At 40.9% G+C, this 23,608-nt stretch carries 24 protein-coding genes; all 24 read left to right on the forward strand.

The genetic code is table 11. The features are described 5' to 3' along the window. The first annotated feature begins 342 nt into the window (after positions 1-342). Positions 343-816 (forward strand): DUF1441 family protein, encoded by a 474-nt coding sequence (locus tag HMPREF2644_RS05030; protein ID WP_042599555.1) that lies wholly within the window; start codon positions 343-345, stop codon positions 814-816. Between the two features lie 2 nt (positions 817-818). Next, positions 819-2,939, forward strand: a complete 2,121-nt coding sequence (locus tag HMPREF2644_RS05035) for a phage terminase large subunit family protein (protein ID WP_042594854.1) — start codon at positions 819-821, stop codon at positions 2,937-2,939. Next, complete coding sequence (locus HMPREF2644_RS05040; RefSeq protein ID WP_042593429.1) at positions 2,936-3,154, forward strand: hypothetical protein; 219 nt, start codon at positions 2,936-2,938, stop codon at positions 3,152-3,154. Before HMPREF2644_RS05035 ends, HMPREF2644_RS05040 begins: the two co-directional genes overlap by 4 nt. 3 nt (positions 3,155-3,157) lie before the next feature. Next, positions 3,158-4,681, forward strand: coding sequence for a phage portal protein (locus HMPREF2644_RS05045; RefSeq protein ID WP_070828281.1), 1,524 nt, complete (start codon positions 3,158-3,160; stop codon positions 4,679-4,681). Next, complete coding sequence (locus HMPREF2644_RS05050; protein ID WP_180362965.1) at positions 4,617-6,659, forward strand: ClpP-like prohead protease/major capsid protein fusion protein; 2,043 nt, start codon at positions 4,617-4,619, stop codon at positions 6,657-6,659. The genes HMPREF2644_RS05045 and HMPREF2644_RS05050 overlap by 65 nt, the downstream gene beginning before the upstream one ends. A gap of 78 nt (positions 6,660-6,737) precedes the next feature. Continuing rightward, a complete protein-coding gene (locus HMPREF2644_RS05055; protein ID WP_015701510.1) occupies positions 6,738-7,061 on the forward strand; it encodes a DUF2190 family protein in 324 nt (107 codons plus the stop codon). Then, positions 7,042-7,353 (forward strand): hypothetical protein, encoded by a 312-nt coding sequence (locus HMPREF2644_RS05060; RefSeq protein WP_005651204.1) that lies wholly within the window; start codon positions 7,042-7,044, stop codon positions 7,351-7,353. The genes HMPREF2644_RS05055 and HMPREF2644_RS05060 overlap by 20 nt, the downstream gene beginning before the upstream one ends. A 2-nt stretch (positions 7,354-7,355) precedes the next feature. Further along, positions 7,356-7,886 (forward strand): phage tail protein, encoded by a 531-nt coding sequence (locus HMPREF2644_RS05065; protein WP_042594859.1) that lies wholly within the window; start codon positions 7,356-7,358, stop codon positions 7,884-7,886. 8 nt (positions 7,887-7,894) lie between these two features. Continuing rightward, complete coding sequence (gpU, locus tag HMPREF2644_RS05070; RefSeq protein ID WP_005651206.1) at positions 7,895-8,305, forward strand: phage tail terminator protein; 411 nt, start codon at positions 7,895-7,897, stop codon at positions 8,303-8,305. Between the two features lie 2 nt (positions 8,306-8,307). Continuing rightward, positions 8,308-8,958: a hypothetical protein gene (locus HMPREF2644_RS05075; protein ID WP_070828282.1), complete on the forward strand. Its 651-nt coding sequence runs from the start codon at positions 8,308-8,310 to the stop codon at positions 8,956-8,958. Between the two features lie 274 nt (positions 8,959-9,232). After that, positions 9,233-9,640: a hypothetical protein gene (locus tag HMPREF2644_RS05080; RefSeq protein WP_070828283.1), complete on the forward strand. Its 408-nt coding sequence runs from the start codon at positions 9,233-9,235 to the stop codon at positions 9,638-9,640. A 44-nt stretch (positions 9,641-9,684) separates the two neighbouring features. Next, on the forward strand, positions 9,685-9,909 hold the full coding sequence (locus HMPREF2644_RS05085) for a phage tail assembly protein T (RefSeq protein WP_070828284.1): 225 nt from the start codon (positions 9,685-9,687) through the stop codon (positions 9,907-9,909). A gap of 68 nt (positions 9,910-9,977) precedes the next feature. Continuing rightward, positions 9,978-10,361 (forward strand): type II toxin-antitoxin system RelE/ParE family toxin, encoded by a 384-nt coding sequence (locus HMPREF2644_RS05090; protein WP_015701504.1) that lies wholly within the window; start codon positions 9,978-9,980, stop codon positions 10,359-10,361. Further along, the gene (locus HMPREF2644_RS05095) at positions 10,345-10,647 is read left to right on the forward strand and encodes a helix-turn-helix domain-containing protein (protein ID WP_005651224.1); all 303 of its coding nucleotides are present in this window, start codon (positions 10,345-10,347) and stop codon (positions 10,645-10,647) included. Before HMPREF2644_RS05090 ends, HMPREF2644_RS05095 begins: the two co-directional genes overlap by 17 nt. Before the next feature lie 12 nt (positions 10,648-10,659). Beyond that, complete coding sequence (locus tag HMPREF2644_RS05100) at positions 10,660-10,899, forward strand: hypothetical protein (RefSeq protein ID WP_015701503.1); 240 nt, start codon at positions 10,660-10,662, stop codon at positions 10,897-10,899. A 51-nt stretch (positions 10,900-10,950) separates the two neighbouring features. Next, the gene (locus HMPREF2644_RS05105) at positions 10,951-14,343 is read left to right on the forward strand and encodes a tape measure protein (RefSeq protein WP_070828285.1); all 3,393 of its coding nucleotides are present in this window, start codon (positions 10,951-10,953) and stop codon (positions 14,341-14,343) included. 8 nt (positions 14,344-14,351) lie between these two features. Beyond that, the gene (locus tag HMPREF2644_RS05110) at positions 14,352-14,684 is read left to right on the forward strand and encodes a phage tail protein (RefSeq protein ID WP_038440713.1); all 333 of its coding nucleotides are present in this window, start codon (positions 14,352-14,354) and stop codon (positions 14,682-14,684) included. A gap of 326 nt (positions 14,685-15,010) precedes the next feature. Continuing rightward, positions 15,011-15,169, forward strand: coding sequence for a hypothetical protein (locus tag HMPREF2644_RS09275; RefSeq protein WP_005651234.1), 159 nt, complete (start codon positions 15,011-15,013; stop codon positions 15,167-15,169). Positions 15,170-15,428: 259 nt separating this feature from the next. Continuing rightward, positions 15,429-15,968: a hypothetical protein gene (locus HMPREF2644_RS05115; protein ID WP_042594865.1), complete on the forward strand. Its 540-nt coding sequence runs from the start codon at positions 15,429-15,431 to the stop codon at positions 15,966-15,968. Positions 15,969-16,686: 718 nt separating this feature from the next. After that, entirely contained in the window at positions 16,687-17,337 is a 651-nt protein-coding gene (locus tag HMPREF2644_RS05120) for a phage minor tail protein L (RefSeq protein WP_070828286.1), read from the forward strand. 1 nt (position 17,338) lies between these two features. Beyond that, complete coding sequence (locus HMPREF2644_RS05125; protein WP_070828287.1) at positions 17,339-18,046, forward strand: C40 family peptidase; 708 nt, start codon at positions 17,339-17,341, stop codon at positions 18,044-18,046. Further along, entirely contained in the window at positions 17,985-18,704 is a 720-nt protein-coding gene (locus HMPREF2644_RS05130; RefSeq protein ID WP_080317174.1) for a tail assembly protein, read from the forward strand. The genes HMPREF2644_RS05125 and HMPREF2644_RS05130 overlap by 62 nt, the downstream gene beginning before the upstream one ends. Before the next feature lie 3 nt (positions 18,705-18,707). Continuing rightward, entirely contained in the window at positions 18,708-22,358 is a 3,651-nt protein-coding gene (locus HMPREF2644_RS05135) for a TipJ family phage tail tip protein (RefSeq protein ID WP_070828288.1), read from the forward strand. Positions 22,359-22,368: 10 nt separating this feature from the next. Further along, on the forward strand, positions 22,369-23,608 hold a 1,240-nt coding region (locus HMPREF2644_RS05140; RefSeq protein WP_257286046.1), incomplete at its 3' end, for a pyocin knob domain-containing protein.

Raw genomic sequence — 23,608 nt, forward strand, 5'->3', positions numbered from 1 at the left:
CGAGATAAGTGCGCAAGCCAAGTAGATCATCTCAATAAGTGGATTAATCAAACCAAGACCGCCGATTAAAGTGCGGTCTTTTGTTTTATATATGCTACATATCTTAGCTATACCTCCACTCAAGATGTTAAAAATCTCGGGGTTATATCTAAGCTATGTGATGTAAATGTTACAAAATTAATGTTTTTGATAAAAATAAACGCGCAAAAATATAAGAGTAAAAGGTACTCCTGAGGGGATACCCCTTTCCACGGGGTTTCGGGCGCGCGGTTTTCGACAGTTTTTTAGGTTTCTAGTCATCATCATCTTTTCCCTTTTTTGGGCATTTTAACGGTCTCGGCTATGGATAATTTATACGACTTAAAACTCAATATAAATCAGATCGCCGAACTGGTCGGAATGCATCGGCAAACCGTGTCACAAAGGCTTGCAGGACTAACGCCAGCTATTGGCAGTAATTCCAAATTAAAGCTCTATGCACTATCTGATTTAATCAAAATCGGGCTTGCCGAAAAAATGACGGCGGATGTTGATAGCTTGTCACCTGTTGAGAGACGAGCATTTTGGCAAGCGGAAAACGAAAGACTTAAATACGAGCGAGATACTGGCGAACTGGTACCATCCTTTGAAGTTGCTCAAGAGATGGGCTTTTTGGCTAAAGCTGTTGTGCAGTCACTTGATACATTGCCAGATATTTTAGAGCGTGATTGTGCGTTAACTCCAACACAATTAACTCGTGTAATACAGGTGATTGATGACGTTAAATCGCAAATGTCATTACATATACAGGCTGGCGATAATAAATCAGAGGAGTAGTCATGTTTGCATCAGCTAAAGATATTAGGCGAGATATTGCAAATCTACTTAAACCGCCTCGCCGAATGAAAGTATCGGAAGCCGTAGCGGAATATATGCGCGTGCCAGTTGGTGGGGGTAACTCTGTTAAATGGGATAAAGATACTGCTGCATATATGTTAGATCCGATGGACTGCCTAAACTCTCGTGAGTATGACGCAGTTATTTTTGTTGGGCCAGCTCGTACTGGTAAAACAATCGGATTGATTGATGGCTGGATAACCTATGCGATTATTTGTGATCCGTCTGATTTCCTCTTGGTGCAACTTACACAAGAGAAAGCCAGTGAGCATAGTCGCAAACGTTTAGACCGCACTTTTAGATGCTCACCTGAGATTGCAAAAAGATTAAGTCCGCGTAAAAACGATAACAATGTCCACGATAAATATTTTAGGGCAGGTAATTTATTAAAAATTGGCTGGCCGTCTATTAATGTGCTGTCATCATCCGATTACAAGTACGTTGCATTAACCGATTACGACCGCTGGCCCGATGATGTGGACGGTGAGGGCGACGGATTTAGTTTAGCGTCCAAACGTACGACTACATTTATGAGTGCGGGTATGACACTTGTAGAGAGTTCGCCAGGCAAGGATATTGTTGATATAAAACATCATCCAAAAACTACTCACGAGGCCCCGCCAACAACTGGGATTTTATCTTTATATAACCGTGGTGATAGACGCAGATTCTATTGGCAATGTCCACATTGCAAAGAGTGGTTTGAGCCATCAATGGCAAATATGGTGGGTTATCGTAATGATACTGATTATGTTAAGGCAAGCGAAAACGCTCGTTTACAATGCCCACATTGTCAATCTCTCGTAGATCCTGACAAGAAACGCGCATTAAACATTGGCGGCAAATGGCTAAAGGAAGGGCAAACGATAGATAAAGACGGTGTAATCCATGGCGAGGGCAGAAACTCCCGTATTGCATCATTTTGGCTGGAAGGCCCTGCCGCCGCTTATCAAACATGGGCGCAATTAACTTATAAATTACTCACTGCTGAACATGAATTTGAAATGACTGGCAGTGAAGAAACGCTAAAGGCAGTAACAAATACAGACTGGGGATTGCCTTATTTGCCACGCTCCGCACTTGAGCAACGCCGAAGTGATGAATTAATGGAGCGGCGAGAAGATACAGAAAAAAGAACGGTACCTTATGGGTGCCGTTTTTTATTGGCTGCAGTTGATGTACAGGGTGGGCGGAATCGCCGTTTTGTCGTCCAAATTGTTGGATATGGTGAAAACAGCGAACGGTGGCTCATTGATAGATACAACATTAAATCATCAATGCGGAGCAATTCAGAGGGGGAAAGCCTACCAATTGATCCGTCCGCCTACCCTGAGGATTGGGATTTACTCATCAGTGATGTGCTTAATAAGCAATATCGTATTGAGGGATTAGACGGCGGAGTCATGCCAATCCTTGCAATGGCGGTGGATAGTGGCGGTGAGGACGGTGTAACAGATAACGCCTATAAGTTTTGGCGTAGATGCAAACGAGATGGCATATCAAAACGAGTGTATCTCGTTAAAGGTGATAGTACCAAACGCCAAAAACTGATTTCTCGAACTTATCCTGATAACACCTCACGGTCAGATCGTCATGCTAAAGCACGAGGTGATGTGCCGCTATACCTACTTCAAACAGACCAACTCAAAGATCGCATTAGTAACGCACTAAGCCGTGAGACTATCGGGGCTAACTATATCCATTTTCCGTCGTGGCTTGGCGAATGGTTTTTTGATGAGCTGACCTATGAGGAGCGAGGACAAGACGGTAAGTGGCGCAAACCAGGCAAAGGTAACAATGAGGCATTTGACTTATTTTGCTACGCCCATGCGATCGCTATTTTGCGTGGTTATGAGCGTATTAAGTGGGGCGATGAGGACAATGTCCCATACTGGGCGAAATTGCCAAGTGTAAACCCTAACGTGATCCGCAAAGAATCATCCGCACCAGAAGAAGCTGAAAGTGCGGTAGAAATTGAACAAGTAAAACCGCAACCGAAACCCAAACCAAAAAGTAATTGGTTAAACGGTGGCGCAAGCAAGAAAAAAGGTGGGTGGCTGTGATTTACGACAAAGACGAGCTTGAAGAAAAAATCCGAGCTCTTGATGAAAAGATCGAAAACGCCCAAAGCCAAGTTAGTTTTAATGGGCGATCGGTATCTTACCAAGTGTCCGAATGGACAAAACAACGTGACCGCTATCAACAAATGCTTAATGAGTTATTAGCGGAAACAAGACAGCGCGTTAAACGCCACAGAATCAAATATGCGAGATTTTAAACGATGGGAATATTAGATAAAACAATTGCCGCAATCTCGCCTAAATGGGGCGCACAGCGAGCAAAAAGCCGATATGTGATGAATGCATACGAGGCAGCAATGCCAAGCCGTACACATAAGGCAAAACGCGAAAGCCAAGGCGCTAACGTATCAACCAAACAAAGTGCGGTCAGTTTGCGAGAACAGGCTCGGGCATTAGATCAAAATCACGATATTGTGATCGGGATTTTGGACAAGATGGAAGAACGTGTTATTGGCTCACGAGGTATCCACATTGAACCACAGCCGATGAATTTAAACGGTGATGTGAATGAAACCTTAGCTGAACAGATTCGCAAAAAATGGGCAGAATGGTCTATTCGTCCTGAAGTGACAGGGCAGTTTACTCGCCCTGAACTTGAGCGGATGTTGTTACGCACGTGGCTCCGTGATGGGGAAGTTTTTATCCAACTTGTGCGAGGCAGTGTAGCAGGTCTCAATCACAGCACCAAAATCGCATTTAGCCTTGAGGCGTTAGAGCCTGATTTTGTGCCGATGAATACTCTTGATACGGCAAATTTAATTCAAGGGGTAGAGCTTGACGCATGGCGTCGTCCTAAGTCGTACCGTGTTTACATGGACAACCCACAAGAAAATAACCGCACTTACGGGCGAGTTAAATCGGTGCCGGCAGAAAATATGTTGCACCTTGCGTTTAAAAAACGCTTGCACCAGTTGCGTGGCGTATCGATGTTGCACGGTGTAATTATCCGACTTGCTGACCTTAAAGATTATGAGGAAAGCGAGCGTGTGGCCGCACGAATTGCCGCCGCCTTTACGATGTACATCAAAAAAGGTGATGCCGCTATCTATGGGGATAATGAGGATTATAGCGCAGACAGCCCGGAGCGAGATTTTGAGATTGCTCCAGGTGCAATCATTGATGATTTAAAACCCGGTGAGGACATCGGGTTAATCAATTCTAATCGCCCAAACGTTAACCTTGAAACCTTTAGAAACGGACAATTAAGGGCAACGGCGGCGGGAACTCGCTCCAGTTACTCAAGCATTGCGCGAGATTATAACGGCACTTACTCAAGCCAGCGCCAAGAGTTGGTGGAGAGCTTTGAGGGTTACTCCGTTTTACAAGATACCTTTGTTGCGCACATCTCACGTCCGATATACAGAGAATGGCTAAAAATGGCGATTGTCAGCGGTGAAATTGAGGTGCCAGTCGATATTGATCCAGCGTCACTTTATAACGCTGTTTACAGTGGCCCAGTGATGCCGTGGATTGATCCAATAAAAGAAGCGCAAGCGTGGAAAGAGCGTATTAAAGGGGGGTTAGCGACCGAAAGCCAAGCAGTACGAGCAAGCGGCAGCAACCCGGCAGAAGTTAAACGCAGACGTAGAGTTGAGGTTGAGGAAAACCGCAAATTTGGTCTCAAGTTTGACACGGATTTAACTAACACAGGTACGACAAATGACAAAACAAAAAATGATTCTGTCGCCGGTGGCGATGGCAACGAGCGCGACAAAGACGAATAACCAGTCTTGGTACTCAATCAAAGCCAAAGCCAACGATACGGCAGAGATCTCAATTTACGATGAGATCGGATTTTGGGGCGTATCTGCTGCGAGCTTTGCACAGGATTTAAAAGACTGCGGAAACAACATTAAGCAGATTAACCTACACATCCACTCACCAGGTGGTGATGTTTTTGATGGGATCGCGATTTACAACTTGCTAAAAAATCACCCTGCAAAGGTGACAGTTTACATTGACGGCTTGGCGGCAAGTATGGCGAGCGTTATTGCGATGGCGGGCAATGAGGTAATCATGCCGGAAAATGCAATGATGATGATCCACAAGCCTTGGGGCATCCAAGGTGGCGATGCTGAGGATATGCGCAAATATGCCGACTTATTAGACAAGGTCGAAAATACGCTAATCCCAGCTTATGCAAGCAAAACAGGAAAAACACCTGAAGAATTAGCAGAAATGCTATCAGCAGAAACTTGGCTCAACGGAAAAGAATGTGTTGAACAAGGATTTGCAGACAAACTAGCCGAACCACTTGTGGCGATGGCGTCTATTAAATCAAGAAAATTAGAGGACTTTGAAAATATGCCAAAAGCAATGAAAGACATGTTGTTTAAGCCACAAGGCAACGCTGGCGCATCCGCACCACAAGCAACACCAACTCCTGCACAACCAGCACCAACTGAACCGGTAAATCAAGCGCCGACAGCTCCGGTAGATAACACCGCACAAGTGCAGGCGGAATTAAATAAACGTAACGCCGACATTAAAGCGGTATTTGCACCGTTTGGTACTACGCACAATGATTTGTTAGTGGAGTGTTTAGGTGATTTATCAATTACCGCAGATCAAGCCAAAGACAAATTATTAGCAAAACTTGGTGCAGGCACAACCCCAAGTGCAGCAGTAACGCCTTATGCCGATAACGGTAACATTGTTGGTGATAGCGTGAAACAATCCTTATTGGCTCGTGCAGGTATCGACAAAGACAAAGTAAATGCTAAAGACAACGCCTACAATGCGATGACATTGCGTGAGCTTGCTCGTGCATCATTGGTTGATCGAGGTATTAGTGTATCGGGTCAAAATGCAATGAGCATGGTTGGTTTGGCATTTACTCACTCAAGCTCTGACTTTGGTCAGATCTTAATTGATGTAGCGCACAAATCCTTGCTTAAAGGTTGGGAAACCGCAGCGGAAAACTTTGATCAGTTTACATCTCGTGGCACATTAACCGACTTCCGCGCGGCGAAACGTGTTGGATTAGGTGACTTTGGTTACTTACCGCAAGTTGGTGAGGGTGAGGAGTACACCTACGGCACAATCGGCGATGAGGGCGCTAGCGTTGCATTAGCGACTTACGGGCAATTATTTAGTATTACCCGTCAAGCAATCATCAATGACGATATGCACTTGTTGACAAAAATTCCTGAAAAAATGGGACAAGCGGCACGTGCGACAATCGCTAAATTAGTGTTTGCGTTATTAACTGGTAACGCGATTGCGCAAGATGGCAAAAAATTATTTGATGCCTCGCACAAAAACTCATTTGATAATGCCGCATTAGATGTAACCAATATTGATAAAGCAATTCAAATGATGAATGGATTTGTCAATACTCGTGGTGAACCATTAGCGATTGAGCCTGATTTTATGTTGTTACCAACCTCACTTTATACTCGTGCTAAACAAGTTCTAGGTTCAGCAAGTGTGGAGGGAGCTGATATTAATTCTGGCATTATCAATCCAATCCGTGACATTGTGCCGACAGTTAAATCCGCACGTTTACAAGTTGCCGATCCAAAATCTTGGTACTTAATCAACAAAGAGGCTATTGAAGTTTCTTACCTTGACGGCATTGATACGCCATACATGGAGCAACAACAAGGTTTCACTGTTGATGGCGTATCTACCAAGGTGCGCATTGATGCAGGTGTTAATGTAATTGACTACCGTGGCATTGTAAAAGTTACCAATAAGTAACTTAAAACGCCTTAAATAACGACCGCACTTTTAAGCGAGGTGCGGTTTTTTATTATCAAAATTAAAGGATCATTAAATATGGCTAAAAACTATATGCAAGACGGAAACACCGTGCGTTTTACCGCTGCCGCTGCCGTAAAAAGCGGTGATGTAGTGATGTTAGAAAACCTTGCGGCGATTGCTGTTGCCGACGTGGAAAAATCCGCCGTTGGTGTTGGTTTGACTACCGGTGTATTTACCGTTAAAGCAAAAGCGGCTGACGACATCAAACAAGGTGCGATCGTGTACTGGTCTGCAACTGACGGAGCAACAACTACCGCAGGTAGTAACAAGCGTTTAGGTATTGCTTGGCATGCTAGTGGCGTATCGATGGGCACTGTAGATGTCAAGATCAACGCTTAGTCCGTTTGATGACGCACTCGCACAGGCGGACAACGTCATATCAGATGTGATGATGTCCGTCTATGTTATCAACGGCAAAAAATACAAAGCGGTGCTTGATGAAAGCCCAAAACTAATGAGTGGCAATTACACCGATGATTACTTAATTAATGGCACGACGCGTACTCTCACTCTTTTTAAAGCATCAGGATATAAGCCAAAACTTGGAGATATCATTATTTCTTCAACAGAGGAATATGTTGTGCGAGGGTTTAGTTTTGAAGATGGGAAGATCGTGCTGCAATTGGAGTAAATATGGCGGTGAAAATTGAAGGGATGGCAGCATTACAAGCTAATATCCAAAAACTGGCTAATCAAGTCGTGCCTAAAGCGGCAGCAAAAGCGATTAATAAGGTGGCGAGAAGTGCAATCAAAAATGGAACAAAAAATGTATCCAAAGAGATTCATGTGCCAGCTAAATTAATCCGTAAGCGAACTCGATTATCCCAAAAAGCAACAGCGAATCGACCAGTTGCAAAAATACGAGTTGATAGAAGAAATTTACCATTAATTCGATTATTGGAAAACCCTAGACGAACCATGCGAGCGAGTAAAGGGCAAATTAGAATAGGCAAATATCAAATACAACGCGGTTTTATTCAAACTCTAGCAAATGGTCGTAAACACGTTATGCAGCGACAAGGTAAAGAGCGATATTCAATTGATGTTGTTAAGATTCCGTTATCTAGACCATTAACAACGGCTTTCCATAATGAGTTAAAAGATTATTCAAGTCAGATCAAAGTCGAACTGACAAGAGAGTTGAGTGACATTTTAAAAAAATAGAGGATTAAATGCTAATTCATAAGAAGATTCGGCATCAAGTGTCGGATATGCTCAAAAGCAGTATAAAGGGTGTTGAGAATATTTATTCTGGGCGCCCTTTATTTATTGATATTGACCAAGAAAAAACAGCTATTGCAGTTTTTCTTGATGAGATTTCGTGCGAAGAGGTAGATCTCTGTCATCACGAATATACCGCAGCATTAAATATCGCAATTTATCTGAAAACAGCTTTAGGCGACGACGCATTAGATGATATTGCAGACAAAATCAAAGAGCGATTAAGCGTAGCTATATCTAATGATGAATTATCGGAAAACATTTCCGAAATGACTCTTATTAGCTACGAATACGAGCAAGATACGACAAATCGTACTTGGTTCGTTTCTAACCTTAAATATCAAATTAAGTATGAGGACTAGATATGCCTACACAAACAACACCTTTTCAAGGCACTAAATTTTATTTGGGCACTGGTCTAACCGAAGGCAAAGCAGTCACAGCCGTAACGGTTAAGCCTAATGCAACCATTACATCAGCAGGGCATGGTGCCAAAGTAGGGGATTTTATTAAGCTAACTGGTCTAGGTGCGCTTGATGGATATTATCCTGTAAAAGCCGTTACCAACGACTTAATTACACTTGCAGATGAAGTTGATTGGACAAGCCAAGATGCGCCAGCCAGTTACGCAACAGCTAAAGTGGCTACCGTGAAATGGTCATCTAATTTCTGTGCGATTAAACAGATTGAGGGTGATGGCGACACATTAGGCGAAGAAGATATTACAACCATGTGTTCTGAAGGTACTGAAACAGAAGCAGGTGAAATTGAGTATGGCTCAATTAAATTAACATTCTTCTATGCACCAGGTACCGCAATGCAAGCTGACTTGCGCAAGAAGTTTCATGCTAAAGAAACATTCCCTTGGATGATGATTTTGAAAAATGGTCAAGGTTCTCTTTACGGTACAGGATTTATCCAAACCTCACCTAATTTTAGCGGTGAAGTCAAAGGCAAATTTGAATCGGGTGTAACGATTAAAAAAACAAAACGCGATTATCACTTACCAGCATAGCCGCAAAGTGCGGTGAATTTTGACCGCACCTTATAAAAACCAAAACCCCGAAAGCAGCGAACTCTCGGGGTTTTTCATTCCAATTAAACCATACTTAAAAGGAATAAACTTCATTGGAAATTATAACTAACTTTCTTCCTTTATTCAAGGAGCAAGCTATGCAATATGGGTTATGGGAAACGACCTTAGCTTATTTAGTGTTAGGTGTATGTTTCATCATCGCTTGGCGACTCCCAAATATTATTAATTCAATTAAAAACAAAGGTGATAAATAATGAATCTACGTGAAAAACTTTTAGCCAATAAGCCTAAAATTACCCCAATCATTATTAATGGCGAGAATTATCATATCCGTGAAATTACTGTTGGTGAAATGAATCGTGTGCTTTATGGGCAACAACAAGAATTGGTGCACATTGCAGAGAGTCAAGGTATTGAATTGAACTTCAATGATGAAAAACACCTTACTGAGCAACTTGCTAAAATTTATGACCCGAATCGATTAACGCGTACGCTTGCTATGCGGTTGTGCGATCAAGATGGTAAAAATCTTTTTGATATGGATAATCCTGATGATTTAACCGCACTTTCCAAATTAGATAAGGTTGTATTTGAGCAATTAACGCAAGCTATTGTGGAAGATGAACCAAAAAACTCTCAAGCCGAAGAAAGTTCCAAATAAACCTCTCACTTTCTCTCGGCAAAACACTTGAAGAAATTGAGCAAATGCCAGAGCGTCATCTCCAAGAATACGAAATTTTTTATCAGGAACAGCCTTTTGGATTATGGCGAGAGGATTATCGTACTGCACAAGTTTCACATTTGCTTGCTATGATAAATCGATACCCTAAGTCTAAGCCTCCAGAGTTATCTGATTTTATGCCGTTTTACCAAGAAAAAATGGATGATGAAGATGATGACGGAGTGGCTGATTATTTAGCAAATCGTTAAATTATCTATTGCTTCTGAATCTTATATAGATTAAAATCTATATAAATAATAAGAAAGGTAATAGCTGTATGAAACAAGAATGGGAAGTAATTTTACAAGACCCACTTTTGAACTGGTTAGAAACGCTGGCAGAAGATGACGTATTAAAAATCTATGCGGCGTTGGAATTATTATCAACAGAAGGTCCACAATTAAGCAGACCTTATGCGGATACGCTGCAAGGCTCTAAATATACCAATTTAAAAGAATTGCGAGTACAGTCTAAATTATCGGTATTCCGTTTATTTTATATTTTCGACCCTGTCAGACAAGCGATTGTTTTATGTGGCGGAGATAAAAAAGGCAAGAAAGAAAAACTCTTTTACAAAGAGATGATTGCCCTAGCGGAACAAACCTATGATGATTACCTTTCTGAATTAACTAAGGAGCAAGAAAATGAGCGTGAAATTTAAAGATCTGATGAATAATCTTCCAGCTGAAAAGCAAGCGAAAGTGAAAGCTATGGCAGACGATATGCGAATGGAGTTACAACTTTACCGTATTCGTGAAGAATTAGAGCTTTCACAAAAGCAAATGGCAGAAGCATTAAGTATTTCTCAGCCGTCAGTTGTCGCCCTTGAAAAACGTGGCAATGACATTAAATTATCATCAGTTAAACGTTACATTGAAGCAATGGGTGGTGTGTTAAATTTATCGGTTGAATTACCCACAGGAAAAACAGTTACTTTCAACTTATAGAAGGTGGTAAGTATGTTGCGTGATTTTATTCAATTTACAGCAAAATGCTTTTTTATACTGCTTATTGCATTAGGGACATTATTCCTTTTATTTGCTGTTGATTTTATTTATATTCTCGCTTTTATTGGTGTATATGTTGCTATTTTCGCAACTTGTCTTGTTGTAGCTATTATTAAAGAAAATAACCGTATTAAGAAACTAAGGATAGTTGAACAAGATAAGAATCGTGTGAAATATGTTATTATTAATTAAATTATAAGTTTCTAAAAGCTCGCTTCGGCGGGCTTTTTTTATGAGGTGAATATGTCAAGTTTAGGTTCGTTAAATATTCTTTTGAGTTTGGACTCAATTCAGTTTAATCAGGCGCTTGATAAATCATCCTATCAAACGCAAAAGTTCGCAAAACAATTTGAATTGAATTTTACAAAAGCGCAGGCCAAAGCAAAACAATTCTCAGAGCGTACTACTCAATATTTGAATAACATAGAGAAAGCGGCAAATACAATTAATAAAACGACAAGCCGTACTTTTTGGGCGGGCATTGTAAGTTCGGGCGGTTCCTATTTATCATCTGGTATTTCTGATGTGATAAAATACGCGGATAGTTATACTGAATTGCAAAACCGTATTCGCTTAGTAACAAATAGCCAAACAGCTATGGTGGCTGCGACAGAATCGGTGTTTGATATTTCTTTGAAAACCAATCAAGCTGTGGGCGCTACTGCACAAATCTATCAACGCTTTGCACAAAATGCAGATAGATTAAATTTATCTCAATTGCAAGTCTCCGAATTAACTGAGACTGTTGCAAAATCTGTTGCAATGTCTGGTGCAAGCGCAGAATCTGCGCAAGCGGCATTAATGCAATTTGGGCAATCCTTGGCAAGTGGCATTTTTCGTGGTGACGAATTTAATTCTGTTATGGAGCAAACTCCAGGTCTTGCTGACGCAATAGCTAAAGGGCTTGGCACAACAACTGGCGAGCTGAAAAACTTAGCTAAAGCAGGGCAATTGGATATTCACACCGTTATCCAAGCTTTAGTAAAAGCACGAGATACGGTTGATAATGACTTTAATAAACGTGTTAAAACTCTTTCAATGTCTTTTACAAATTTAGAGACATCGATAACTAAGTTTTCAGGTGAAGCAAATAGTGCGTTAGGTGTTACACAAAAACTAGCTACTGGAGTCGATTTTGTTAGCGATCATCTCCAAGAATTAATTATTGGGCTTGGATCGCTGACAGCTGCACTTGCTATCGGTCATCTTAGCAAATACGGCTTGGAACTATTAAAAACGGGTTATGCTAGTGCAAAAAATGCTCTAGCTCATATTGCTGAGGCAAAAGCCATAGCAATAAAAGCTACCGCAATGCGTACAGCGGCTCAGGTTGAAATGGCAAGCTTAAACGCACAATTTAAACTTGCACAATCTGAACAAACACGCTTTGCATTGCGTGAAAGAATGAAAGTGCAGTCTGCTCAAATTATTGCACTTGCACAAGCTGAAGCCACTGCAAAACGAAACCTTGCTACAGCAACTAATCTTGCAACGATGGCGGCAAAAGGTTTGCAAAGTGTAATGGCTTTACTTGGTGGGCCTGCTGGTGTAATTGGGATAGCTGCTACATCATTAATTTTCTTCAGTTCACGAGCGGCAGAAGCTCGACAATGGGCACTTGATACTACAACTGCAAACCAAGGATTAGCAGAAAGTTACAATGAATTAAGTGAAGCTGCATTATCCTTAAAAGTAGAAAAGCAACTCGAAGATATTGAGAAATATTACAAGGAAATCGAAAAAGCTAAAGCTAGTGCAAAATCAAAAAACATTAATGGCGATTTTGATGGTTTCACAGTCGTTAATAGTATTAGTGATAAAGAGTTGGAGCACCTACAAAACGAAATCAAGTCTATCGAAGAAAATGCAAGTTTAGCAGAAAAAGCCCTCGTAAAAATGCTTGCTCCTCTAGCTGAAAACATGTTGCGTTCAGGTAAAAGTCTTGATGATGTCCGACAAAAATTCAAATTACTTGGTATTGATGCAGTAACTGCGAATAATATTATCGCAACTTTACCAAAAAGTTTCTCTGACGCGGCAAACGGTGCAAAGAACGCCACAGATAAAACTTTAGATTTAAAAGATGCAATTGATAAGTTAAATGGTAAATCAACAACGCTTGCTCAAAAATTAGAGGTTGCGAAGTTAAAACAACAAGGGCAAGCAAAATCTGCGTATGTTTTAGCAGGTCTTTATGAATTGCTTGGGAAAGAGGGTGCTGAATATAATGAAGTATTGATCGGCATTGCGACAGGTACAATTACCGCAGCTAATGCAGCAGATAAAGCTGTTGGTTTATCAGTTGAAACACTAAATAAGATCATAGCCGGAAAAGCAACATTAGAAAAAATGTTTTCCGATGAAACCAAAGTGACAACAATTGAAACACAAATCAAAGAAAGTCACAAAAAATCAGGTGAAAATGCTCGTGATAGTTGGCTTAATTTCTACGATGAAATTCGCAAGAAAAACAGCTCTAGTCTAGGCGAAATCGAGTTAGAGCAAGCGCGAATGTTCCAACGGTTGGAAGAACACAATAAAAAAGGTGTGGTATCGTATCAAGAATATGAAACCGCAAAAACGGCTATTGCAGAACGCTTTGCTCGCCAACGTTTAGAGCTTGCTGGCAAATATGCGCCAGAAAAGTTGTTGAAAGCTAATCGTGATAATGAACTAAAATCTATTCAGGAATTATACGAGAAAGGGCAGCTCAACCAAAGTGAAGCAGTGAAAGCCTCGACTCGAGTACAGTTTGACTATGCGCAACAGGTGTCACAAAGTGCGGTCGATCCATTGGCACAATTACGTGCACTTTATGACCCACAACAAGAGTTAATTAATCAACAAACGCAAGAGCTTGCTCAGCTTCAATCATTTAACGATCAAAAGTTAATCACGGAAGAAGAATTCCAACAACGCAAACAGCAAATTATTGAAAAATACAGAAATAATCAGTTTCAAGAGCAAATGGGACTTTATGCTACTGGATTAAATGATCTTGGTAATGCGTTTGGGACTTTAACATCAATCGTTGAACAATCAGCCGGTAAGCAATCAGCAGCCTATAAGGCGATGTTTGCAATCTCAAAAGCCTTTGCCATTGCAGAAGCTACAGTGAAGTTATCTCAAGCGATCGCACAAGCACTTGCCGATCCAACCGCTCTTACGCCAGCACAGAAATTCGCTAATATGGCAGCAGTGGCAAGTGCTGGTGTTAATTTAGTGTCTCAAATTACCAGTGTTGGTTTTGCCACTGGTGGTTATACAGGTGATGGTGGAAAATACACGCCAGCTGGTATTGTACATAAGGGCGAATACGTCATAACAAAAGAAGCCACTGCTCGTTTGGGTCGTGGCTTTTTAGATCATCTTAATTACGGTTCTGTGCGTCGTGGTTTTGCTAATGGTGGTGGAGTCGGTGTACCAAGATTGCCCACTATGGCTTATCAACCTAAATCATCAGGGGATATAGCGGTTAAGGTGATTAATAACGGTGAACCGATGGATGCAACGGTAAGCCAACAATCAAGAAATGGACAGCTTGAAATCACTGTGGAATTAGTTCGACAAATTGCGCAAGCAGAAGCGGGAACAATGTTGCAGAAGAATATGCGCCCTGGCGGATTGTTATCTTAGGAGTAAACATGGCATTAAAAACATTATCTTGGTGTCCTCAGCCTAAATACACTGTAGAGGAAGAACCTAGACGAAAAGTGCTTAATTTTGGCGATGGTTATCAACAGCGAATGGTGGACGGACTAAATCCGCTGCTCCGCAAATTTAACCTGACATACAAGCTCAATCACAAAAGTGCGGTCGAATTTGACCGCTTTTTAACGTCGCATGGTGGCGTCACGGCATTTTTCTTTCGTGAATACGAAAATGGCGATTTAATCAAAGTCGTTTGCCCGAAATGGTCAAAAACCGTCACTAAAAGACACACGGAAATCAGCTGCACCTTTGAAGAAGTGGTGTAGTTTTTAGATAAAAAACAAACCCCGAACACTCGCAATGTTCGGGGTTTTCTATTTTCCAATCAGCTAAAAAAGGAAATGTAATGGAACAGATTATAGACAACATCCTTCCTTTCTTCAAGGAGTTAATTATGCAATATGGATTATGGGAAGCGACTTTCGCGGTCGCCTTTTTAATTTTCATCTTCGCTTTTACGTGGAAGCTACCAAGTATCATTAAAGCTATTCGATGGTGGTAAACCTAAAAATAACTAAACCCCGAAGCGTTTGCCGCACTTCGGGGTTTTTCTTTACCCCTTATTCCAAGTTTAACCAACTAAGGAGCAATTTTGATTAAGTATACACCAAAACATCAAGTTAAGGTAGGTGGAAAAATGAGTGAAAAAGATGCAGGCATTGCAGGGAAAATGCTAGCAAGTGCAGCAATTATTGCAGCGGTTGGTTTTGCCATTGGCGCAGCGTGCTTCGGGATTAGCTTTATTCTATGAAATGCTAGAAGTAATTGATAAGTCTAAGAAAGCGCGCCAATTTGCATACACATTTTTATTTCTGGCTTTTATTTTTGGAATATGTCCAGCTGACTTTTGGCAGCCTTCGAACCGCACGTTATGACGCTTAAAGTGCGGTTAAATTAATAAAGTTTTGAGATTTAGGTCACAAAATTAGAAAAAACTTTGATTAAAAACTTAAATAAATGTTTTGTGTTTCGTAGAATTGGTAAATCAATTAAACCGAGAGGAACCTAAAATGAAAAAATTATTATTGATTGGCGTTATGGTTGCGTTTTTATCTGGGTGCGCCGTACCACAACAAAAGAAAGAAAGTCTAAGTGAAAAATGGGCAAAGCAAGACGAATTAGCCTTAAAGGGTGAAATTACGGATGAGACAGATAAATTCACTGGTGAACGTGAAATAAAGTGGCAGGTATCTGGAATTGTAAGTAGTCAATATACCCAAACTATAGTCCCTGAGAAATTCTCTGTTATAAAGAATAAGAAACAATATAACGAGTTACTTATTACTAAAAAAGGACGATCTCCTGTAAAATGCGACGAAACCCACTGGTTAGTTGATGGTAAAAAATTTAATTTAAAACCGTATAATTCTGGGTTAACAGCGACGCGTGACTTCTATTTACAGTTAAATATTTATCGTCCTACGAATGCCCAACTTAAACAACTGGCAAACGCAAACCAGATTGACATCAAGATTTGTAATAACGAGTATTCTTTCACCCAAAATGAAATTAATGGATTGAAAGAATTAGTTAAAGCAGCCGGATTATAGATAATACCCCTTGACACCCAAGGGGCTTTTTTATTAGTATGTTTTTCAAGGTCTCAAAAGCCTTTCTATTTAGCAGGTTGTTTGAATGGCAATCACTTGTCGAGGTGATTAAATATCGGCACATTAAGCTCTCGTAATCGAGAGCTTTTTTGTTATTGACAGTATACAAATAAATTAATACACTCTTTCTCAAGGTGTCGAAACCTTAAACCAAAAGCGGAAGTCCGCACCCGATAGCATAGCGGTTTTTTTATGCGCAAAATTTGTGATCTCGTTTAGTTTTATTGCCATTAAGACTTAACACGCATAAATCCAATTTCATCTATGTCGGGCGGGCGGAGAATACAACACCCGAAAGGGGAATAATCCCAGCCGTTTCTTTTGGTCGGCTTTCGAACCACCCGGCACCCTTAACTGGGTAAATCTTAATATCGAAAACAAACCAAAGGAGACATTCTATGTCTAATCAAACCCAACTTTCAAAGGCGACTATCGGTTTAACCGACAGTCAGGCAGGAAACGGCGCTCAAAGTATTTCTATCATCAGCGAAAGCTGAATATACGCAACGAGCTGGTGAACGGGGAAAATTATTGCAGCAATGCAAATCAGAAAAGCAAGACCTTGAGCGTGAGCTTTTACAAATTAAACAGTTAGATCTTTTCGTGAACTTATAACCGCACAATCTTTTAGAAAGTGCGGTTTTTTATTGGAGAAAATATGAGTATTTACGGACAACTGCAACAATATGCCTCTCATGGTTGGATAGAATTATTTGAACTCGATCTCACTAAATTTGGCGATATTGTTTATCGTTTCCACGATGGATTAAATCCATTAGGTCAAGCTATTGTGTGGCAAGGGCAAGAATATACGCCTTATCCAGTCAAAGCTGAGGGATTTGCAGTTGATGGGTTAAATCCTGTTAGACCAAGGATTACATTTTCCAATTTAGGTGGGGCGATTACATTAGTCTTGGCAAAATTAAAAGGCATTGAGGGCGCTCGACTTACTCGCAAACGAACGAAAATAATCTATCTTGATGCGGTAAATTTTGAAAATGGAAATTTGACTGCCGACCCAAACGCACATTTACCCGATGATATATTTTATATATCGCAAAAAACATCGGAAGACCATTTAACCGTTAGTTTCGAGCTATTACCTGCCACTGATTTAGAAGGGGTGAAATTACCCCGTTGGCAGATTGTCGCTCAATATTGCACTCATAAATATAAGGGGCAGTTTTGCGGATATACAGGCGATAAAGCAACTTGCTCTAAAACGCTTGCTGACTGTAAAGCACATTTTGGTGAGCACTCAGAACTGCCTTTTGGTGGTTTCCCAAGTGCGGCATATATGAGGATTTAAAATGAAACATATTGATGATGCAATAGCACACGCCAAACAAAGTTATCCGCACGAAAGTTGCGGTTTTTTTGTGCTTAAAAATGGCAAATTGCAGTATGTCGCCTGTACCAATTTAGCGGCAGAAACAGAAGATGAATTTTTGATTGGCATAGAAGATTATGCCAGAGCGGAAGGAGTGGGGGAAATTAGAACCGTTGTTCACTCTCATCCTGACGAGAGCTGTTTACCAAGCATTGCAGATCAAGATGCACATAAAATAAGTGGATTAGAATGGTGCATTATTGGACTAGAAGGCGATGAGGTATCTACGCATTTTATGCCTGCACTTACAGAGGTGCCTGATTTGTATAGGCGTAAGTTTATCCATGGCATGACCGACTGCTACGGATTTGTGCGTGATTGGTATCGCCAAGAACTGGGTATTAATCTCCCAAACTACAATCGCATAGATGGCTGGTGGGATAATGGTGGCAATCTCTATGTTGATAACTTTGAGGACGCGGGATTTTATCCAGTCAAAGACTTAAAAATAGGCGACATGATTGTGATGCAAATTAACGCAAATGTACCTAATCATGCTGGTGTTTATCTTGGTGATGGTTTAATTGGCCATCACCTATACGGACGACTATCAAGTAAGGATGTATATGGACAATTCTACCGCGAAAGAACAACGCACATCATGCGACATAAGGAAAATACGCCTTAAAGGCGAGTTAGGCAAACGCTTTGGTAAAGTCCATAAGCTGGCAGTAAAAACACCAGCGGAAGCCATCCGAGCCTTATGTGTTTTAAAAAGAGGATTTAAAGAGTTTCTCTTAGAATCTGAAAAACACGGAATAGTTTATCGGTTCTTGGTGCAGAGAGAAGAGCTGACAACATCATCTGATGAATTTCAAATGCGGTATGGCGCTCAAGCCGAATTTCATCTTATTCCTATCATTAGGGGTTCTAAGCGGGGTGGATTCTTTCAGCTCATAGCGGGGGCTGCGATGATTGGTCTTGCATTTTGGAACCCTTTAGGATGGGCTACTATAGGCGGTACAGGCTTTTTAAGCAGCGCGGCAACCTTGCCACTTACGATTGGTGCATCACTTGTACTTGGCGGCATCAGCCAATTACTCGTCCCTGTGCCAAAAGTAAGCGGACCACAAGAACGTCCAGAGAATAAGCCGTCTTATTTATTTAATGGTGCAGTAAATACAACCGAGCAGGGACAACCTATTCCATTATTATATGGGGAATTAATAGTTGGATCTGCTGTTGTATCGGCAGGTCTTACCGATAAAGAAATTCCTATCAGAACAAACTCTACATCAAACAATGAGACTAGAGGAAAACTTAAATTTAAACGAGTTTCGGGGTGATAAATGCAGATAGTTGGTAGAAAAGGCGGTGGGAAAGGTGGTGGCGGAGGTGGTAGAGCACCAGTTGAAGCGCCCGACTCGCTAAAATCTTGCTCTTATGCAAAATTTATTGATGTTATTTCTTGTGGTGAAATTGAAGGGCCGGTAAATGGACTGAACTCAGTTTACTTTGGTGATGTACAGTTACAAGATGAAAAAGGCAAATTCAATTTTAATAATGTTGCTATTGAGTGGCGACCTGGAAGCGTGAGACAAGCACCGTCAGAAATTTGCCAAACCAATGAAGTGACAACAGATGTCAATACCGAAGTAAAAAAAGACAAACCTATCACTCGCTCTATTATTGCACCAGAAGCAGATATTGTTAGAGTAACTATTACTGTGCCTGGATTAAGTCATCAAAATAAAAGTAATGGTGATATTAATGGAACAAAAGTTGAGTTAAAAGTTGAATATCAAGCTAATGGTAGTCAATGGATAGATGCAGGTAATATCGTTATCGAGGGTAAAACCACATCATCATATAATCGCGAACATAGCTTTAGATTAACAGGCGAAGCTCCCTGGAATATAAAAGTGACACGGTTAACTGATGATTCAGATAGCCAGGTTTTACAAAACAAAACCATTTTTTCGAAAATCACAACGGTTTTTGAGGAAAAATTAACTTATCCTGGCGTGGCATATGTCGGCGTGCAAATAGACGCTGAGCAATTTAGCTCAATACCATCTCGTGGGTATCATTGCCGTGGCATCAAACTAAAAGTGCCCTCAAACTACAATCCAGAAACTCGAGAATATAGCGGTGATTGGGATGGTACATTTATTGTCAAATACTCAAATAACCCTGTTTGGATTTATTTTGATTTACTCACTAACGAGGAATATGGGGCAGGGGAATACATCAAAGAAGATATGCTAGATAAATGGTCGATGTACCAAATAGCAAAATACTGTGATGAATTAGTCCCTGATGGATTTGGTGGCCGTGAACCTCGCTTTACCTGCAATGTTTATATCCAAACCAAACAAGAAGCCTTTAAGCTGTTACGAGATTTAACATCGGTATTTAGAGCAATGAGTTATTGGAGTAGCGGTACTCAAATGCTCGTCCAAGACTCACCCAAAGAGCCTATTTATCAGTTTAACAATACCAATGTTATCGGCGGTAAATTTAGCCGCTCAGGCTCGAATATTAAAACTCGTCACAATGTCGTATTAGTGACGTGGAACGACCCGAAAAAGTACTTTAAGCAATCTGTAGAGTACATCGAGGACTCGGAGGCGATTGTTAAGATGGGGTACATATCCCAAACGGAAGTTGTGGCGTTCGGCTGTACATCGAGAGGGCAAGCGAGACGACTAGGGAAATGGCTACTTTATACTGAGCAATACGAAAGCGAAGTTATTACGTTTTCTTGCGGACAAGATGGTGCCATACCCATCCCTGGCGAAGTGATACAAGTATCTGACGTCCATCGTTCAGGAGAGAGACGCGGTGGGAGAGTTAAAGACGGCTCAACAACAAACCGAATCATCCTCGATGCGGAAGTTGAAATCACAAAAGAATCAACGATTAGCATTGTGAATGAAAAAGGGGAGTTGGAACAAAGAGCGATTACACAACGTGGGAAACTCACTGAGATTGACGTAAGACCAGTCTTTACCTCTGTTACAGAAAATAGCACATGGATTATTGCTAGTTCAGATATAAAACCTGAATTTTATCGAGTTATCTCCATTGTTGAGAGTGATGACGGCTCATATACTATCACTGCATCTGATTACAATCCCTCTAAGTTTGAGCATATTGAAAATGGGAATGAACTCATTGAATATGACACAACAAACAATACGCTAGATACTGGTGTAAAAAATGTAGTGATTACCGATGAAATTTATCGTGGGCTTGGGGGAAGTATCCAAACCAAAATTGTTGTAAGTTATGAACCTGCAACATCACTCACATCTCGATACCAAATTGAGTATCGCGAGGGCAATGGCAACTGGAAACAGATGGAGCCAACGACCTTAACATCGGTTGATATTCCTAATGTAAAAGATGGTGTGTTATATCAAATCCGCATCAAAACAAGCAATGTATTAGGTGTATGGTCCGATAATCCAATCCAAAACTATGAGCCAATAGGGAGATTACGTCCTCCGCATAATGTTTCTAATTTAAGACATAAGGCTATTGCCCAAGAAGGAGCTTTTTTAATTTGGGATTTATCGCCCGATATAGATTTAGAGTATTACGAGATTAAAAAAGGCGACACCTATGAAATTTCTAAACCAGTTGGGAAAATCAAGGCAAACGAATTTAATCTTGGTTTTATTCGCGCTGGTGAGCATAAGTATTGGCTAAGCGCGGTGGATTCTTCCGATGTTCGCTCTGAATCGCCCACTGCAGTAACGTTTAATATTTCAGGCGGACAGGTAGAAAACTTAGTTGCAGAAATTGTCGGCGATGAAGTTTTGATGACTTGGGGTGAGACAAAAAACAACTCTTTTTCGACTGAGCTCTACGAGGTTAAAAAAGATGATGACGTGCTGGCTTTAGTTAAAAGTACATCATTTAAATTTAAGGCTGATTTTAACGGCAATAAAAAATTTACCGTTACTGCAATTGACTTAGGCGGAAATCGGAGCGAATCCGCTCAAGCGCAGCTAATTGTCCATCGACCGACACCTGTCTCTATATCTCAACAAGTTATCGATAACTACGTCATGTTGCGTTGGCAAAGTGCCAAGGCTACCTTGCCGATTGTCTATTATGAGTTGCGGAAAGGGGAAACAATAGAAAATTCAGAGTTTATCACAAATATTGATGGGTTAGCGTTTCCACAGTTTGAAACTGTAGGAGGGTTATATAAATACTGGATTATTGGTGTTGATAGTGCAGGTAACAGAAGTGAGCCGCAATATACGCTATCCAATGTTGCACAACCGCCAGATTATATCCTTAAATACGACTACAACAGCTCGTATGACGGAATTAAAAATGGTTCGGATAAAATCGATGGCAAGTTATATCTACCAGTCAGACGAGATACATGGGCAGAGCATTTTAGATCCAATAATCTCGCTACTCCAAAATCTCAAATTAATAGAGGTTTCCCGTTGTACCTCCAGCCAATAGACGAGAGCGGATATTATGAGGAGGAAATGGATTACGGCACGGTATTAGCATCATCCAAAATTACTCTTACCCCTAAGGTGATAAGCTCTGGCAGTTATGATATTAACTATCATATAGCAGTAAAAGAAAACGCTAAAGATAATTGGCGCGAACACGACCAACAATCCGTTTATGAAACCAACTTTAGATATGTTAAGTTTAGAATTACAGTGAGCAATGCACAGAAACCTGTCGTAATAGAGTCACTTAATCTAAAACTCGATCAAAAACAAAAAACTGACGGAGGAACCGTACAGGCAAATGCGTCAGATATAAAAGGCACATGGGTAAACTTTGCAACAGAGTTTATCGATGCGTCTGTCCCGGTTTTAACACCACAATCTAAACAACCACTTTTTGCAACATCTGACTTTAAGGATGAGCCAAAACCTAAAGGCTTTTACGTATTTTTATTTGATAAAAATGGGAATCGTGTAAGCGGTAAAGTTGGCTGGGTTGTAAAAGGAGTGTAAAGGAGCAAAAATGGCAGATTTTAACAAACCAACTGTCGATAGCGAATATACGCAATTCCCAACCGAAATTAGAGCCGCCATTAGTGCGGCTTTATCATTTTTGGATGGGGAGCACACTAATGTCCCGCTAAAAGCAAAACGCTGGAATCCATCGACAAAAATTTTTGAAGAATATAATGGTGCTCAATGGGTACCCATGGCTACAGAGTATAAACTACCCGTTGATTATAACTCACTCAAAAACAAGCCACTCCCAAACTCTGCTGTTGACGACGAAAGTGACACAAAGTTTGCGAGTTCAGCAGCCGTTAAAACGGCTTATGATAAAGCGGCGGAAGCAAAAGAAGCTGCTAGCGCTAAACAATCCCCAGCCACAACCTTAGCAGGCTATGGTATTGGAAATTTCAAAGTAGAACAAGGGCAGGGCGATGCTAATGGCTATAAAACCGATGGCAATTATTACTTAGCAAGCGGTCAAAATCTACCCGAAAATGGGGAATGGCATATTGAAGTAGTTAGCGGTGGGGCAACAAATGCGGTGCGTCAAATTGCACGTAAAGCGAATGATAACAAAATCAAAACACGCTTTTTTAATGGCTCAAATTGGTCAGAATGGAAAGATGCAGGCGGCGACGGCGTGCCTATTGGTGCAGTTGTATCATTCCCTCGTGCGGTAACCAATCCCGTTGGTTTTTTACGTGCTGATGGTTCAACATTCAGCCAACAAACCTTTCCCGATTTATACCGCACTTTGGGCAACAGCAACAAACTCCCTGATTTAACCCGTAGCGATGTGGGGATGACGGCTTATTTTGCCGTGGATAATATCCCTGCAGGCTGGATTGCCTTTGACGAGATTGCCACACAAGTTACCGAGCAACGTTACCCTGAGTTATATCGTCACTTGGTCGGTAAATATGGTTCTATTTCAAATGTGCCACTTGCGGAAGACCGATTTATTAGAAATACAGGGAATGGGTTAAATATCGGTCAGACACAAAGTGACGAGATTAAAAAGCACGTTCACAGAGTGAGAACACACTGGGCTGATTCATCTGATAGTAGTATTTTTTATGACAAAACGAAAACTGTTATAGATTCACGATTACGCACTGCAACTACAACCGATGATAATCTCAGTGATAATGGATTTATGCATCCGCTTTTAGATACCCCGATGGCAACAGGTGGAGATGAAACTCGCCCTAAATCGCTTATTCTCAAACTTTGTATAAAAGCAAAAAACACAT

It is taken from the genome of Haemophilus sp. HMSC071C11 (assembly GCF_001837655.1).
Lineage (GTDB): Bacteria > Pseudomonadota > Gammaproteobacteria > Enterobacterales > Pasteurellaceae > Haemophilus > Haemophilus influenzae.